We start from the raw sequence: 14,293 nt of genomic DNA on the forward strand, positions 1-14,293 counted from the left end.
CGCTATTTGACGCCGGTTAGGACAACAAGGAAAGAAAAGCTGAAGAAACGAAGCTGGATTACTTCGAGTAAAGCTCGACGATGAGCTGTTCTTGCAGCGGAACGTCGATCTGAGCGCGCTCGGGCAGCTGGTGCACGAGGATGCGCAAGGTGTCAGGAACGACCTGCAGCCACGCCGGTACTACGGCGTCGGACAGGGAGTCCTGGGCTTCTTCGAACCACTGCATCTTCTGCGAACGTGGACGAACGTCGATGATGTCGTACTGGGTAACCGAGTAGGACGGGATGTCGATGTTCTTGCCGTTCACGGTGAAGTGTCCGTGAGAAACCAGCTGACGTGCTTGACGACGAGTCTTTGCCAGGCCAGCGCGGTAGACAACGTTGTCCAGGCGGGATTCCAGCAAGATAACCAGGTTGTCACCGGTCTTGCCGGTCAGGCGGTTCGCCTCGGTGTAGTAGCGACGGAACTGACGCTCCAGAACACCATAGGTGTACTTTGCCTTCTGCTTTTCCTGCAGCTGCAGCAGGTATTCAGATTCTTTGATGCGGTTGCGTCCAGCGTGTCCTGGTGGGTAAGGACGACGCTCGAATGCCAAGTCTCCGCCGACTAGGTCGACGCGCAGACGGCGGGATACGCGGGTTGCGGGGCCAATATAACGAGCCATGTTTTAAACCTCTTCCTTCCCCTAGAACTTACGCTTTTTCGGTGGGCGGCAGCCATTGAATGGGTGCGGCGTTGCATCCGTGATCGAGTTGACCTCAAGGCCTGCTGCCTGCAGGGAACGAATGGCGGTCTCGCGGCCTGAGCCCGGACCCTTAACGAATACGTCAACCTTTTTCATGTTGTGATCCATTGCCTTGCGGGCAGCGTTTTCAGCGGCCATCTGTGCGGCGAATGGAGTGGACTTACGTGAGCCCTTGAAACCAACGTGACCGGACGAAGCCCATGCGATTACCGCACCAGCTGGGTCGGTGATGGACACGATGGTGTTGTTGAAGGTCGATTTGATGTAGGCGTGGCCGTGGGCCACATTCTTCTTTACGACGCGACGGCCACGACGTGCGCCAGGGCGAGTCTTTGGAGGCATAAACTACTTCTTCTTTCCTGCGATCGTCTTCTTTGGACCCTTACGGGTACGTGCATTGGTCTTGGTGCGCTGACCACGGACAGGCAGGCCACGACGGTGGCGCAGGCCCTGGTAGCTTCCAATCTCAATCTTGCGACGGATGTTGGCTTGTACCTCGCGACGAAGATCACCTTCGACGGTGTACTGAGCCTCGATCTGGTCACGCAACGAGGACACCTGATCATCAGTGATGTCGTCGGTACGCAAGTCAGGAGAGATGCCGGTAGCTTCCAGCAACTCGTGGGCACGGGTTGGGCCGATGCCGTAGATGTAGGTGAGAGCGATCTCCATACGCTTGTTGCGTGGGAGATCCACACCAGCGAGACGTGCCATAAGGCGAGTCCTTTCGGGGTATGCACGGTGGTTTTCTCCCTACCCGCCCTGATACATCAGCTCACCTTCACGCCACTGAGCAGCGCGTGCTGCAACGAGTAGATGATTACTGATGCCAGGCTCAAGCCACCGTAGCCTGAGGTGAACGAACACTGTGCCTGCAAATCGTTGGGGCAAAAACAGTGTTTTGAGTAGGGAGGCTTACAGTCTTTACTTGTAGCGATAGACGATGCGACCGCGGTTCAGGTCATATGGAGAAAGCTCCACGACAACCCGATCTTCCGGAAGAATACGGATATAGTGCTGGCGCATCTTACCCGAAATATGAGCAAGCACCTCATGTCCGTTGTCTAGCTCGACTTTGAACATTGCGTTTGGCAAAGGTTCGGTAACCCGACCTTCGACCTCAATTGCGCCTTCCTTAGCCATATCCTCCGGCTTCCTGGCACAGCTTTTACTGCGCCGATCGCTTATCTATTACTTCGGTGGCCTATACAGCGGTTATGCAAGTGCACAAAAAGCAAAACACCGGCCGTGGCCGGTGTCGGTGCATTATGCAAGCTTTGACAGACCAAAATCCAACTATACAGAGCACTAACTGCAAAAACAAACTTTTCGCAGCTTTTTGCAATTCGGATCTCGGAGCCGTCTTAGCTAGGTGATGAGGCAGCTAAAGCTGACGAGATTAATTAGTAAATGAAGACCTTATCTCCGATATTGAGGTGGTTCCAGAAAGCTACCGCGTCGTTGTGCGGCAGACGGACGCAACCCGCGGAATCATAAGCAGGGGATCCTTCGTGGAAGGCATGCCCACGGTTAGTGAAGTAGATCGCGTAAGGCATTGGGGCGTTACCAAACTCCCAAGAGATTTCATCTTTGACCTTACGGTTAACGTGGAATGTACCGCGTGGGGTTTCCTGGCCTGGTTTACCGGGCGACATAGCCGTGGCGACGTGTTGCACGTTTCCACGGCCGTCCTGCAGCCAAGTACGACGGCCGTCAATGTCGACGCATACTCGCGCATCGGCCGGGCAAGCACCCGTGTCGATGTGCGGTCCACGAGCTGGAGCAGGAGTTAGCGGTTCCGCAGGGCCACGAGCAGCTCGTTCTGCCTGCTCTTTTTCTGCAACCAAACCTGGGAAAACAAAGTTCAGAGCTTGGTCAATCGTTTGTGCAACCCCTGCACCATACTGTGGATTAAGGGTACGAGCCTGCTCCACAAGTTGATTACGCATCTGCCACGCACCCTCGCGGTTGCGCTGGTCAAACTCGCGAACAAGCTGATTGAAGTCAGGCAACTGCGGGGCCTGAATCCGATCCGTAATATCCGAAGAACTCGGCAACTGTTGGGCATTCGCGGTGGCAGCTGGGAAAATTACGGAGGCGATCATCGCCAAGCTTGCAACCAAGCCGGCGAGGAGTGAGCGAGAGTTCATGGATGTTGTGCGTCCTTTAGCATTTATTAACGCCACTGCATGTGACGTCTATTGACTATAGCCGTTTTATTTACCCAACGCGGACATCGCGCGTTGATTAATTTCATCAATCTCGCCCTCGGCTTGGATGTTGATGACATCCTCACCATAGTGCTTAATCAAAGGTACGACCTCGTCATGGTAGACATCGAGGCGTGTGCGAATAGCTTCTTCCGTATCGTCGGCACGGCCCCGGGCCTTCATGCGTTCGATAACCACATCTTCGGATACTTCAAAGTTGACGACGTAATCCAACTGCAGATTCTTTTTCGCCAGTAAAGCTTCCAGAATTTCCGCTTGCTCCACAGTCCGAGGGAAGCCATCGAGAAGGAAGCCTGCGTCTGCGTCAGGCTCTTCGAGGCGTGACTCAACCATGCGGGCAGTAACGTCGGTGGGCACTAATTTGCCGGCGTCGATGTATTCCTTGGCCTCGACCCCCAACGGAGTGCCTTCGGAAATGTTGGCACGGAACAAGTCACCCGTGGAAATGTGCGGAATATTGAGCTTTTCGCTGAGGATTTCAGCCTGGGTGCCTTTTCCGGCACCGGCTGGGCCAAGGAGTACCAATCGCATTATTTGAGCAGCCCTTCATAGTTGGATTGCAGAAGTTGGGATTCGATCTGTTTCACTGTGGTCAGAGCCACAGATACCATAATCAGGATAGCAGTACCGCCGAAAGCTGTCATACCGGCAGAGCCTTGCGAGCCGACACCGAAATCCAAAGCAAGGTTCGGCAGGATCGCGATGAATGCCAAATAGATCGAACCGACGAACAGCAACCGGTTCATCACAAAACTGAGGTACATCGCGGTTGGTCGTCCGGGGCGGATACCTGGGATGAAGCCGCCGTACTTCTTCATGTTTTCGGCTTGCTCGTTCGGATCGTATTGGATCGACGTGTAGAAATACGAGAAGAAGATGATCAGGGTGACGTAGACAATGATGTAGACATACGACGACGGCGATTGCAGGTTGGCAATGACGTTGCGCATCCACCAGTTATCTGGAGGCGTAGAACTGGATGAGTTCACGATCTCCGTGATCAATACCGGCATGTAGATCAGCGATGACGCGAAGATGACCGGAATAACACCAGCCTGGTTGACCTTTAACGGCAAATACGTCGAGGAGCCACCGTATTGACGACGTCCAACCATGCGCTTGGCGTACTGGACCGGGATCCGGCGCTGACCTTGCTCCATGAAGGTAATGCCAACGACCAATGCTACGACGGCAGCGCAGACCACTGCGAAGACTACCCCACCGTTGTCTTGCAGGATGTTGTAACCGTCGGTAGGCAGACGCGTAGCGATGCCCGCAAAGATGAGCAAAGACATGCCGTTGCCGATGCCTTTTTCTGTAATGAGCTCACCGAGCCACATCACCAAAATAGCGCCGGTAGTCATCACCGTAACCAGCAAAATGAGATCGAAGACGGTGCGATCAGGATCCAGTACCTCAACGCCTTGCCCCAGCAACTGGTTGCGGTCCGCCAGGGCAACGATGCCAGCCGACTGCAACAACGCCAAGCCCAATGTCAGATAGCGCGTGTATTGCGTCATCTTCGCTTGCCCGGACTGGCCTTCTTTTTTCAACTGCTCAAAGTGCGGAATCACAACCGTCAGCAGCTGGGTGATAATCGAGGCCGTAATGTACGGCATGATTCCAATTGCGAAGATCGACAGCTGCAACAGTGCGCCACCGGAGAACAAGTTGATGACGGAATACAGGCTGTCATCTTCTTGGGTCAGCTCATGGAGCCGTCCGGAGATGTTTTGGTAGTCCACACCTGGCGATGGGATCTGCGCACCGATGCGGTACAGCACAATGAGCAAGATGGTAAAGAAAATCTTGCGCCGAAGATCCGCATCCTTAAATGCCTGAATGATGGCAGACACTAAAGCCTCCTAGCCTATTCACTGCCACCGTATGTAGTGACGCTTAGGCAACCGATAATTTCTGAATTCGAGCGCACCCCAGCGCGTGTGCTGGATGGCTAACTGGGCGTTAACTCAAACGCAGCAAGCGTGAGGTGCTCACCGACGCGCGCATGCACGAGTGACCTTAGTAGCCTACCAGCCATTCCAACGCTAAGACATATTAAGCGACTGTGTGATAGGACAACCTTAATGTTTTGCAGGTAAATCTGTGTTTCGTCACAAGCTGGGATAACAGTCTTATCCTGCGCAAGAACACCAGTAGACCGAAACGCTGGCAATTTTTTATAAAGTCGCAGGCGAAATTGTGCGAGCCTTGCAATGCACCCAAGCAACGCACCCTAACAGCATATTCTTAACGACGTATTCATCGCCAGGCAGGAAATGCTACGCGGTAACAGAGTCGGCTTAATCCAGAAACTCTTGGGATCTATAGTCACAGCACGTCATTGCTTAGCGCTTCGGCATTGCGCATATCTTTTTACATACACGAAGACCCTTCGTCCCGGTTTATCCGGGACGAAGGGTCTTTCGAAACGCCTGCGGTGGCGGTGACCAACTGGCGATTCAGTTCGGTCAGAACACCACCGTATGTGCGATTACTTAGCCGCGGTGGTGCTTCCGCCAGCGGCTTCGATCTTCTCGACTGCAGACTTGGAGAACTTCTGTGCAGTGATGTTGAGCTTCACAGAGATCTCGCCGTTGCCCAAGACCTTGACTGGCTGGTTCTTGCGAACCAAACCATTGTTCACGAGGTCAGCAACGGTGATGTCGCCGCCCTGTGGGAATGCCTTTTCCAAGTCAGAAACGTTAACAACCTGGAAAACAACCTTGTTCGGGTTCTTGAAGCCGCGCAGCTTTGGCAAACGCATCTGGATAGGCATCTGCCCACCTTCGAAGTTTGCTGCTACCTGCTTACGTGCCTTAGTACCCTTGGTACCACGACCGGCGGTCTTACCGCGTTTTCCGCCTTCACCGCGGCCAACGCGACGTTTTGCCTTGTTTGCACCCTTTTCTGGGCGCAAATCGTGCAACTTGATGATATCGCTCATGGTGTATCTACTCCCCTGCCACTTCTTCGACGGTGACCAGGTGGCGCACCTTCTGAATGATGCCACGGATCGCCGGGGTGTCCTGCTGGACAACAGAGTGGCGAATGCGCTTGAGGCCCAGTGCTTCCATGTTGGCCTTTTGGTTCGGCGTCGTGCCAACCAGACCACGTGTTTGAGTAATCTTCAGAGCCATGGTTTATGCCTCCTGTCCTGCGCGTGCGCGCAGCATACGTGCTGGAGTAACCTCTTCGACGGACTTGCCACGGCGAGCGGCAACTTCCTCAGGACGTACCAGCTGCTTCAGGCCATCCACGGTGGCGCGGACGACGTTTAGTGCGTTGTCCGAGCCCAGGGACTTGGACAGGATGTCCTGCACGCCAGCGCATTCGAGAACTGGGCGAGCAGCACCACCGGCAATAACACCGGTACCTGGAGCTGCTGGTTTCAGCATCACGACGCCAGCTGCATCTTCACCCTGTACTGGGTGAGTGATGGTTCCGCCAATCATTGGGACGCGGAAGAAGTTCTTGCGTGCTTCTTCGGCACCCTTCTGGATAGCGGCTGGAACTTCCTTGGCCTTACCATAGCCAACACCAACCATGCCTTCGCCGTCGCCGACGATGACCAGAGCGGTGAAGCTCATGTTACGGCCACCCTTGACGGTCTTGGAAACACGGTTGATGGCGACAACGCGCTCGATGTACTTATCGCGGTCGTTGTCCTGGTTGCGACGATCGTTACGACGATTGTTGCGATCGTTCTTCTTGTTGTCGGCGGAGCGTCCGCCGTCGCGCTGATCACGATCCGACATTACGCGTCCTTTCCGTTGGTGTTTGCAACTGCGTTGATCATTAGAACTTCAGACCACCTTCACGTGCAGCATCAGCGAAAGCAGCTACGCGGCCGTGGTATTTGTAACCAGCACGGTCGAATACTACTGCTTCGATGCCTGCGTCTTTGGCGCGTTGAGCGATGAGCTTGCCGACTTCAGCACCACGTGCCTTCTTGTCGCCCTCGGCATCGCGGATTTCCATGGTGGAAGCCGCAGCCAGGGTGTGGCCAGCTTTGTCGTCGATCAGCTGCGCGTGCAGGTGGCGCGCCGTGCGGTGAACGACCAAACGTGGGGTCTCTGGAGTTCCACGCAGCGTCTTACGAATACGGAAATGACGGCGGGCACGTGCCTCACGACGGCGGGACGAGATATCCTTACCGACTGGAGTGCGCTTGGTGTTTGCAGAATTAGACATTGCTTACTTACCCGTCTTTCCGACCTTGCGACGTACCTGTTCGCCGACGTAGCGGATGCCCTTACCCTTGTAAGGATCGTGCTTACGCAGACGACGGATGTTCGCCGCAACTTGGCCAACCTGTTGCTTATCGATACCAGAGATAGAGAACTTGGTGTTGCCATCTACAGCGAAGGTGATGCCTTCATCAGCCTTCACTGGGACAGAGTGGGAGTAGCCCAAGGAGAACTCAAGGTCCTTGCCCTTTTGCTGCACACGGTAACCAACACCGTGGATTTCCATCTTGATTTCGTAGCCCTCGGTTACACCGACAACGCAGTTGTTCACCAGGGAACGTGCGAGACCGTGCAGAGAACGGTTCTTGCGGTGGTTATCTGGGCGGGAGACGCGCAGTTCGCCGTCTTCCTGGACGATGGAAATTGGCTCTGGAACGTCAACTTCCAAGGTGCCCTTAGGGCCCTTGACGGAAACGTTCTGGCCATCGATTTTTACCTCGACGCCGCTAGGGACGGCGATTGGTGCCAAACCAACTCGTGACATTGATAATCACCCTTCCCTTTACCAGACGTAGGCGATGACTTCTCCGCCTACGCCTTTCTGCTCAGCCTCGCGGTCGGTCAACAGGCCGTGGGAGGTAGAGATGATAGCAACACCCAGTCCGCCCAGGACCTTAGGAAGTTCCGTTGCCTTGGCGTAGACACGCAGACCAGGCTTGGAAACGCGGCGCAGACCAGACAGAGCGCGCTCGCGGTTGTTGTACTTCAGGTCCAGCGAGAGGGTCTTCTTTGCCTTCTCACCTTCCACGGAGTAGTCGGTGATGTAGCCTTCTTGCTTCAGGATTTCAGCGATGTTCGCCTTCATCTTGGATGCAGGCATGGACACGGTGTCGTGCTGCGCGTGGTTAGCATTACGCACCCGTGAGAGCATGTCTGCAATCGGGTCAGTCATGGTCATGTGGTGACCTTGAACCTTTCTCGTTGCGGTTCCCAAACTCACCTTAAAAGCGTTACCGGGCTGTTTTGGGCAACTCGACGCTCGCATGCTCAATAGCATGTTCGCTCGCTACCTCGATGAAGCTCGGTCGCCATGATGGCGAGGGGCCTACAACAAACGTAGGAAAAACTTGCAAGTCTGTGCACACAGGATAAACGCCAGAATGAGATATCACATTGACGTGTTATCTGTTCTCGGACCGCGGCTTTAGGCACACGTATCCCAAAAAGCACAAGACGCCCCAACCCTAGCAGGGTTGAGGCGATTCGGCCAACCTCGAGAACGACTAGCCGACTCCACATGCCGATTTCACTGGGAAACTACCTTTAGGAGTTCTTCTTAGCCTTCCGTGCCGCCTTCTTGGCAGCTTTCTTTTCTGCCTTAGCAATCTTGCGGTCCTGCAGTGCACCCGAGATGCGATCCTGCTGGTCTAGAGCGATTAGCCCGGTGCCAATCGCAACCATCATGGAATCCTTCGCGATAGACATGCCATCTTGAGATGGGCGGATGCCATCCTCGCGGGTCATATCGTCGTTACGGAAGTAAATGCTCAACAGACCTGCGCCAAAGGTGGTCAGCGCAAGACCTGCAAGGCGGTTGGAGATGAATGGCGCCAACAGCGCGCCACCGACAGCGACTTCGGAAGCACCGATGATAGTGCCAAACTTATCGGAAGGCAGTTCCTTGACCTGCGGAATGCCCGTAGCAGCAAAGTCCTGTAGACCTTTCGAGGATTCTGCATCCATACCCAACTTGGATATGCCAGAATCCGCGATGAGGGCACCTGGGATAGCGCGGAGAAGAATGCTTGGGATTGTGGACATAGTTAATGGCTCCTTGTAGGTTTCGTGCATCACCAATCTAAATAGCGATTGTAGCTATTCTAGCAAAACCCGCAGGTGACCAACTTTGCGCATTACAGAACATGTTCACTCACCTCTTTCACGCCGGATAGCGGCAGGATTCTCATAAAAACTCGCTAGAGGGAAAATTAAGTTTCAATTACCTGTATTGGGCGTATTTTTCAAATATAGTCATAGTTATGCCGCCTACCGCACATTATCCACAAAGGAGCGTACTGTGGCGACAAAAGATAAAAAACGGCGCGGTGATTGGATCCGTTCTATAATCTTGCTGTTGTTCGGTCTTTATCACTGGTTGTTGTACTTCATACGAGATGATTATGAATTTATCCTTGCCCTCATCCCCAGCCTCATCGCTTTTCTAGCTGCATGGTATTTCTCCCCAAGAAGAAAACAAGCAAAGGACACCAACAAATAACTCTAGCCCCTCCGGTTGCTTCCCGGAGGGGCTAGAGCTCTAAAAACAGACTTATTCAGTCCTGCAAAACTACTTCTTAAATGGGAATCCCAGCTCACGAAGCAGTGCGCGACCTTCGTCATCGTTGGTAGCGCTAGTGACGACGGTGATGTCCATACCACGTGGACGATCAACCTTGTCAATGTCGATCTCGTAGAACATGGTCTGCTCGGATAAGCCGAAGGTGTAGTTACCGTGACCATCGAACTGCTGATCAGACAGGCCGCGGAAGTCACGAATACGTGGCAGTGCGATCGTCAGCAGACGGTCCAAGAACTCCCACATACGGTCGCCGCGCAGGGTCACGCGCACACCGATTGGCATGCCTTCACGCAACTTGAAGTTCGCGATGGACTTCTTTGCACGACGCAGCTGTGGCTTCTGACCAGTGATCAGGGTCAGGTCTTCTACGGCGCCGTTGATCAGCTTGGAGTCACGCGCAGCGTCGCCAACACCCATGTTGACAACAATCTTGGTAACGCCAGGAATCTCCATGACGTTGTCGTAAGAGAACTCGTCGTTCAGCTTGTTCTTGATTTCGTCGCGGTAACGGGTTTTCAGACGTGGAGTGTAGTTGTCGCTCATGCCTTAAATATCCTTCCCGTTGCGACGAGCAATGCGGACTTTCTTGCCGTTCTCGTCAAAGCGGTAGCCAACGCGAGTTGGGTTACCGTCAGAATCGAGCACCGCGACGTTGGAAACGTGGATTGGTGCTTCCTGGGTAACGATTCCGCCAGACTCAGCGCCACGCTCTGGAGCCGAGTTCGCAACGTGCTTCTTGATGCGGTTGACACCCTCAACCAAAACCTTGTTGGTCTTTGGGTATGCCTCGATGACCTTGCCTTGCGCGCCCTTATCTGGGCCCGAAATGACCTGGACCATATCGCCCTTGTGTACCTTCACCTAGATCACCTCCGGTGCGAGAGAAACAATCTTCATGAACTTCTTCTCACGCAGCTCACGAGCGACAGGCCCGAAGATACGGGTACCGCGTGGGTCATTATCGTTGGAACGAAGAATGACAGCAGCGTTTTCGTCGAAAGCAATGTAGGAACCGTCTGGACGACGGGTTTCCTTCTTTGCGCGAACGATGACGGCGCGAACGACGTCACCCTCTTTCACGTTTCCGCCTGGGACAGCTTCTTTGACAGTAGCGACGACGATGTCACCAATGCCTGCGAAGCGTCGCACGGATCCACCGAGAGCTCGGATGACGAGGATTTCTCGTGCACCGGAGTTATCGGCGACCTTCAGGCGCGATTCTTGTTGAATCACAGTTGGTCTCCTGACCTGGATTTATGTGCGAAAAGATTTCCGTCCTGATCGCACTCGGTCTTGTTCTTGCAGCTACCTGATGCTTGTCGACGAACACGCCACAGAAAATAATCAGTGACGGTCGAAGGGTCTCGACGGCTGCGATTCGGAAACGCATCACAAATCCGCCGACCTGCATCGGCAACCCTGCTATTCAACCACAGCCTGGGATGATTGTTCAACTCAGTTCGCGGCTGTTTTCCCCAGCGCTCTGCTATACAGAACTGCACTTGTCAGCTCTGCGTTTCTCAGTTCTACGCTTCTCAGTTCTGCGCCAGCACGCCCCACCAACGGTTAGCGTTCATGATTAGCCGGGTGCCACTCAAGCGCAGCAGCGGTAAACAACTTGGTTCCCAGAATGAACGCGCGTTCATCCGGGCAAAAATCCGGTTGGTGTAGATCCTGCTTCTCCCCGATTCCGTCCCACGTACCCAACCGCGCCATCGCACCTGGAACGTGGCGCAGATACCACGCAAAATCCTCCCCGCCGCTGGACTGGGGTGTGCCGACAATATCCAGCTCGCCCTCCAACGCTGCCGCCGCATGGTTGAAGGCGGTATTGGTTTTGCCGTCATTATCCACCGGCGGCACGCCTTGTACCCATTCCAGTTCCCAGTCGATGCCATAGGCCGCCAACAAACCGCCGATGATCTCGCGCACCAACTCTTCAGCCTGCGCCCAGACTTCCACGGAGGCGCTACGCAAAGTACCTTGCAACTCTACCGAACCGGGGATCGCATTGCCGGCGACCCCGCCTTCGACACGGCCCCAGGTCAACACGGTGGCATCACGGGCATCCAGGCGCCGGTCCAGCGCAGCATTCACCCCGGTAATCACCACCGCCATCGCATGAATGACATCTTGTGTCATGTGCGGGCGCGCAGAATGCCCACCATCGCCGTTGATTCGCAAGTGCAACATCGCGTTCGACGAGGTAATCGGGCCGGTGCGAGTACCCAGCTCACCGACTTTCTTGTTCGGATCCAGGTGCACTGCCATGATGCGCCCCACGTCGGCAAGACAATCCTGTTCGATGATGGTTTTCGCCCCACCTGGCACGGTCTCTTCGGCTGGTTGGAACAGCAACCGCACTGGGGCGAGCGCAACTTCACCGGTATCTGCCAGGAGCTTGAGCGCCTTCGCCACACCCATCACGATTGCCGTGTGCCCATCATGGCCACAGGCGTGCGCGACGTTTTCTTTGGTAGAGGAAAAATCCAGCCCGGTATTTTCTGCAATCGGTAACGCATCAATATCCGCGCGGATCGCCAGCCGCTGTGGGTGCTCCGAGCTGGTTTCAGCAATATCCAGGTACAGGCCGGTATCGCGAAACAGCGTTGGCGTATAACCCAGTGCTTCTAGTTCTGCACGGATATAGTCCGTGGTTTCGTGCTCTTGGAAGGAAAGTTCGGGGTTTTCGTGCAGATGACGTCGCCAAGCAATGACGGATTGTTCAATGTCTTTCCACTGGCTCGCTGTCAAGGCATCGAGGCTTACACGTTTTGCTACTTCGCCGGTGACGCCGGTGGCCTCGGTGGTATTGCTATCGTTCACGGAATTCTTGTCTTTCTAGTGAGTGTCGATCCAGTCGATCATCGCTTCCGCCAAAGCGATATTTCCGGCCCAGGTAGAAATTTCGTGGCCTTCGCCTTCGAGAAGCAACAACTCAGAATCCACGCCGAGCTCGGTCAAAGCCTCGACCATCTGGCGCGATTCTTGCGGCGAGACGTTGTTGTCTTCCGCGCCGTGCACGCACAACAACGGGGTAGTCGCACCAGCAACATGCCGCACCGGACTCAAGCGCGAGAGCAAATCATCATCGACACCGGGTTGACCGTATTTCGTGTACGAACGCTGCGCCATCCACGGTTCCGTGGTCTCAAAAAACGTGCCCAAATCGCTCATGCCGCAGACCGCGATCGCGGCGTCGAAAAGCCCCGGGTATTTCGCCACGGCAACGTGCGTGAGATAACCGCCGTACGAACGCCCCGACATGATCAGGTGCTGCCCGCCCGGCAGATGTGCACGGGCATAGTGGGCGCAATCTTGCATATCCGTCCAGGAATCAAAGCGCTTGTCGACGTCATCCAGGTGGTTAAAGACCCGACCGTGGCCAGTCGAGCCGCGCACGTTCGGCGCGAGTACGCCAAAGCCGGCGTGGCGCAGAATCGGGAAAATATGCTGAAAAGTTGGCCGCGATTCCCATTCCGGGCCACCATGGAACCACAAGATCACCCCGCGCGGTTCCGCATCCTGCGCCTGGGCGGTGTCGTCGTCGACAAGCTCATCGGAGGTGTTGATCGGCGGATACCACCAACCGTCCAGCGGCAACCCATCGCGGGCGTGGAAGGTGTGGCGCTGCGGAAGCGTGGTCGCGATCTGATCCGGTCCGCGCGGATCCAGCGGCACACAACGACCAGAAACCGTATTGCATAGCAGAATGTGCGGCGCGAAATCGCTGGATTCCACGGTTAAGGCCAGTTGGCTGCCGTCGGCAGACAGACTCGGTGTGCTGGCCACTGTCGAATGCGGAATATTGAGCGACCTGCCGGTGCCAGTGGCGACAGATATAACTTCCACATCGCTGTATCCATGGTTGTTCCACGCCACCGCGACGACTTTGCCGTCGTAGGAAATCGCGAAGTCATCAACCTCGTTATCACTGCGGGCAGCCAGCTCGGCGGTAGTGATTTGGTGCGTGTTACCATCGGCTGCGATATCCAAAGTGACCTGCAACAATCGCATCGCCTCGGCACCGTATTCGGTTTGCAGCACCACCGTCAGACGCGAAGGCTCGCCCGGCGCGCCGAAGTGTGTCTGTGCCATGATGAACTGCCCGCCCTCCGTCGAGGTATCGTGCGCGCGCAGCAACAGCTCATAGTCGCGCCCGCCGTACCGCAACACGGCATAGCGCTGCCCGCGATTACCACAGCGCAACAGCACCGCACCGCTATCCGATGGCCCAACGGCATCGAGCAGCACCGCATTGTGCTGCTCATCGAGGATGTCGCTGGCTCCGGTTTCCGGGTGGACCGCGCGGGTGATGGAATCATAGTCAGCACCGTGTGCGGTCTCGGTGAGCGCGGTAAGCGTCACGCAGTCGTCTTTCCAGCCCACCAACTCGGCATCTATGTCGGTATCCAGCGAAACTCGCCAGGCGCGTTCGTCGTCCGGATCGTTAGCCACCACCCAGACCTCGTTACGGCCGCGGGCAAACGGCGAAACCTGCAGGGCCAGGTACTTCCCATCTGGGGAATACTGCACCGCGGTCACCGGTCCTTCGATAGGCAAAGTGACCGGGCGCGGCGGGAGAGGGTCCTGGCCGACCTGGGGCACTACCCGCTGGTAGGCAGCGGTATACCCGGAGCCGTCATCATAGAGATAAGCGATATGGCGCCCGGTGTGCGACAAGCTGGGCGCCGAGGTGGCGTAAAACTGCCGTTGCACGGTGGATTCTGCTGCGTTTGGCTCTATGGCCGTGTGTTTCGTCACGGCG

20 protein-coding genes are annotated in these 14,293 nt (G+C 55.5%); 1 reads left to right on the plus strand and 19 read right to left on the minus strand.

The features are described 5' to 3' along the window. Nucleotides 1–58: 58 nt before the first annotated feature. From rpsD to U1140_RS02830, 14 genes are all read right to left on the minus strand, one after another. Nucleotides 59–664, minus strand: coding sequence for a 30S ribosomal protein S4 (rpsD, locus tag U1140_RS02765; protein WP_369845954.1), 606 nt, complete (start codon nt 662–664; stop codon nt 59–61). Nucleotides 665–685: 21 nt separating this feature from the next. Next, nucleotides 686–1,087 (minus strand): 30S ribosomal protein S11, encoded by a 402-nt coding sequence (gene rpsK, locus U1140_RS02770; protein WP_306515410.1) that lies wholly within the window; start codon nt 1,085–1,087, stop codon nt 686–688. 3 nt (nt 1,088–1,090) lie between these two features. Further along, a complete protein-coding gene (gene rpsM / locus U1140_RS02775; RefSeq protein WP_369845955.1) occupies nt 1,091–1,459 on the minus strand; it encodes a 30S ribosomal protein S13 in 369 nt (122 codons plus the stop codon). Between the two features lie 210 nt (nt 1,460–1,669). Beyond that, the gene (gene infA / locus U1140_RS02780) at nt 1,670–1,888 is read right to left on the minus strand and encodes a translation initiation factor IF-1 (RefSeq protein WP_018121277.1); all 219 of its coding nucleotides are present in this window, start codon (nt 1,886–1,888) and stop codon (nt 1,670–1,672) included. Nucleotides 1,889–2,148: 260 nt separating this feature from the next. Continuing rightward, complete coding sequence (locus U1140_RS02785) at nt 2,149–2,895, minus strand: L,D-transpeptidase (protein ID WP_369845956.1); 747 nt, start codon at nt 2,893–2,895, stop codon at nt 2,149–2,151. A gap of 66 nt (nt 2,896–2,961) precedes the next feature. Then, nucleotides 2,962–3,507, minus strand: a complete 546-nt coding sequence (locus U1140_RS02790; RefSeq protein WP_369845957.1) for an adenylate kinase — start codon at nt 3,505–3,507, stop codon at nt 2,962–2,964. After that, nucleotides 3,507–4,832, minus strand: coding sequence for a preprotein translocase subunit SecY (secY, locus tag U1140_RS02795; RefSeq protein ID WP_369845958.1), 1,326 nt, complete (start codon nt 4,830–4,832; stop codon nt 3,507–3,509). Before secY ends, U1140_RS02790 begins: the two co-directional genes overlap by 1 nt. A 638-nt stretch (nt 4,833–5,470) precedes the next feature. Then, a complete protein-coding gene (rplO, locus tag U1140_RS02800) occupies nt 5,471–5,923 on the minus strand; it encodes a 50S ribosomal protein L15 (RefSeq protein ID WP_369845959.1) in 453 nt (150 codons plus the stop codon). A gap of 7 nt (nt 5,924–5,930) precedes the next feature. Further along, nucleotides 5,931–6,116, minus strand: a complete 186-nt coding sequence (gene rpmD, locus U1140_RS02805; protein WP_306515404.1) for a 50S ribosomal protein L30 — start codon at nt 6,114–6,116, stop codon at nt 5,931–5,933. 3 nt (nt 6,117–6,119) lie between these two features. Next, on the minus strand, nt 6,120–6,734 hold the full coding sequence (gene rpsE, locus U1140_RS02810; RefSeq protein WP_369845960.1) for a 30S ribosomal protein S5: 615 nt from the start codon (nt 6,732–6,734) through the stop codon (nt 6,120–6,122). A 40-nt stretch (nt 6,735–6,774) separates the two neighbouring features. Beyond that, a complete protein-coding gene (gene rplR, locus U1140_RS02815) occupies nt 6,775–7,170 on the minus strand; it encodes a 50S ribosomal protein L18 (RefSeq protein ID WP_369845961.1) in 396 nt (131 codons plus the stop codon). Between the two features lie 3 nt (nt 7,171–7,173). Further along, on the minus strand, nt 7,174–7,710 hold the full coding sequence (rplF, locus tag U1140_RS02820; protein WP_306515401.1) for a 50S ribosomal protein L6: 537 nt from the start codon (nt 7,708–7,710) through the stop codon (nt 7,174–7,176). 18 nt (nt 7,711–7,728) lie between these two features. Then, a complete protein-coding gene (rpsH, locus tag U1140_RS02825) occupies nt 7,729–8,124 on the minus strand; it encodes a 30S ribosomal protein S8 (protein ID WP_369845962.1) in 396 nt (131 codons plus the stop codon). Nucleotides 8,125–8,489: 365 nt separating this feature from the next. Next, entirely contained in the window at nt 8,490–8,987 is a 498-nt protein-coding gene (locus U1140_RS02830) for a hypothetical protein (RefSeq protein ID WP_369845963.1), read from the minus strand. A gap of 256 nt (nt 8,988–9,243) precedes the next feature. On the opposite strand from U1140_RS02830, the gene U1140_RS02835 reads away from it, so the two are divergent. Beyond that, nucleotides 9,244–9,444 carry a hypothetical protein gene (locus tag U1140_RS02835; RefSeq protein WP_369845964.1) on the plus strand — a complete coding sequence of 67 codons (201 nt, stop codon included), beginning with the start codon at nt 9,244–9,246 and terminating at the stop codon, nt 9,442–9,444. A 69-nt stretch (nt 9,445–9,513) separates the two neighbouring features. Here the strand turns inward: U1140_RS02835 and rplE are convergent, their stop codons facing one another. The 5 genes from rplE to U1140_RS02860 form a co-directional block, all read right to left on the minus strand. Then, nucleotides 9,514–10,068 (minus strand): 50S ribosomal protein L5, encoded by a 555-nt coding sequence (rplE, locus tag U1140_RS02840; RefSeq protein ID WP_369845965.1) that lies wholly within the window; start codon nt 10,066–10,068, stop codon nt 9,514–9,516. A 3-nt stretch (nt 10,069–10,071) separates the two neighbouring features. Further along, on the minus strand, nt 10,072–10,386 hold the full coding sequence (gene rplX, locus U1140_RS02845) for a 50S ribosomal protein L24 (RefSeq protein WP_018121290.1): 315 nt from the start codon (nt 10,384–10,386) through the stop codon (nt 10,072–10,074). Continuing rightward, nucleotides 10,387–10,758, minus strand: coding sequence for a 50S ribosomal protein L14 (gene rplN, locus U1140_RS02850; protein WP_018121291.1), 372 nt, complete (start codon nt 10,756–10,758; stop codon nt 10,387–10,389). A gap of 333 nt (nt 10,759–11,091) precedes the next feature. Continuing rightward, nucleotides 11,092–12,351 (minus strand): amidohydrolase, encoded by a 1,260-nt coding sequence (locus U1140_RS02855; protein ID WP_369845966.1) that lies wholly within the window; start codon nt 12,349–12,351, stop codon nt 11,092–11,094. Between the two features lie 15 nt (nt 12,352–12,366). After that, on the minus strand, nt 12,367–14,289 hold the full coding sequence (locus U1140_RS02860) for a S9 family peptidase (RefSeq protein ID WP_369845967.1): 1,923 nt from the start codon (nt 14,287–14,289) through the stop codon (nt 12,367–12,369). Nucleotides 14,290–14,293: the final 4 nt, after the last annotated feature.

Source organism: Corynebacterium drakensteinense (genome assembly GCF_041224285.1).
Classification (GTDB): domain Bacteria; phylum Actinomycetota; class Actinomycetes; order Mycobacteriales; family Mycobacteriaceae; genus Corynebacterium.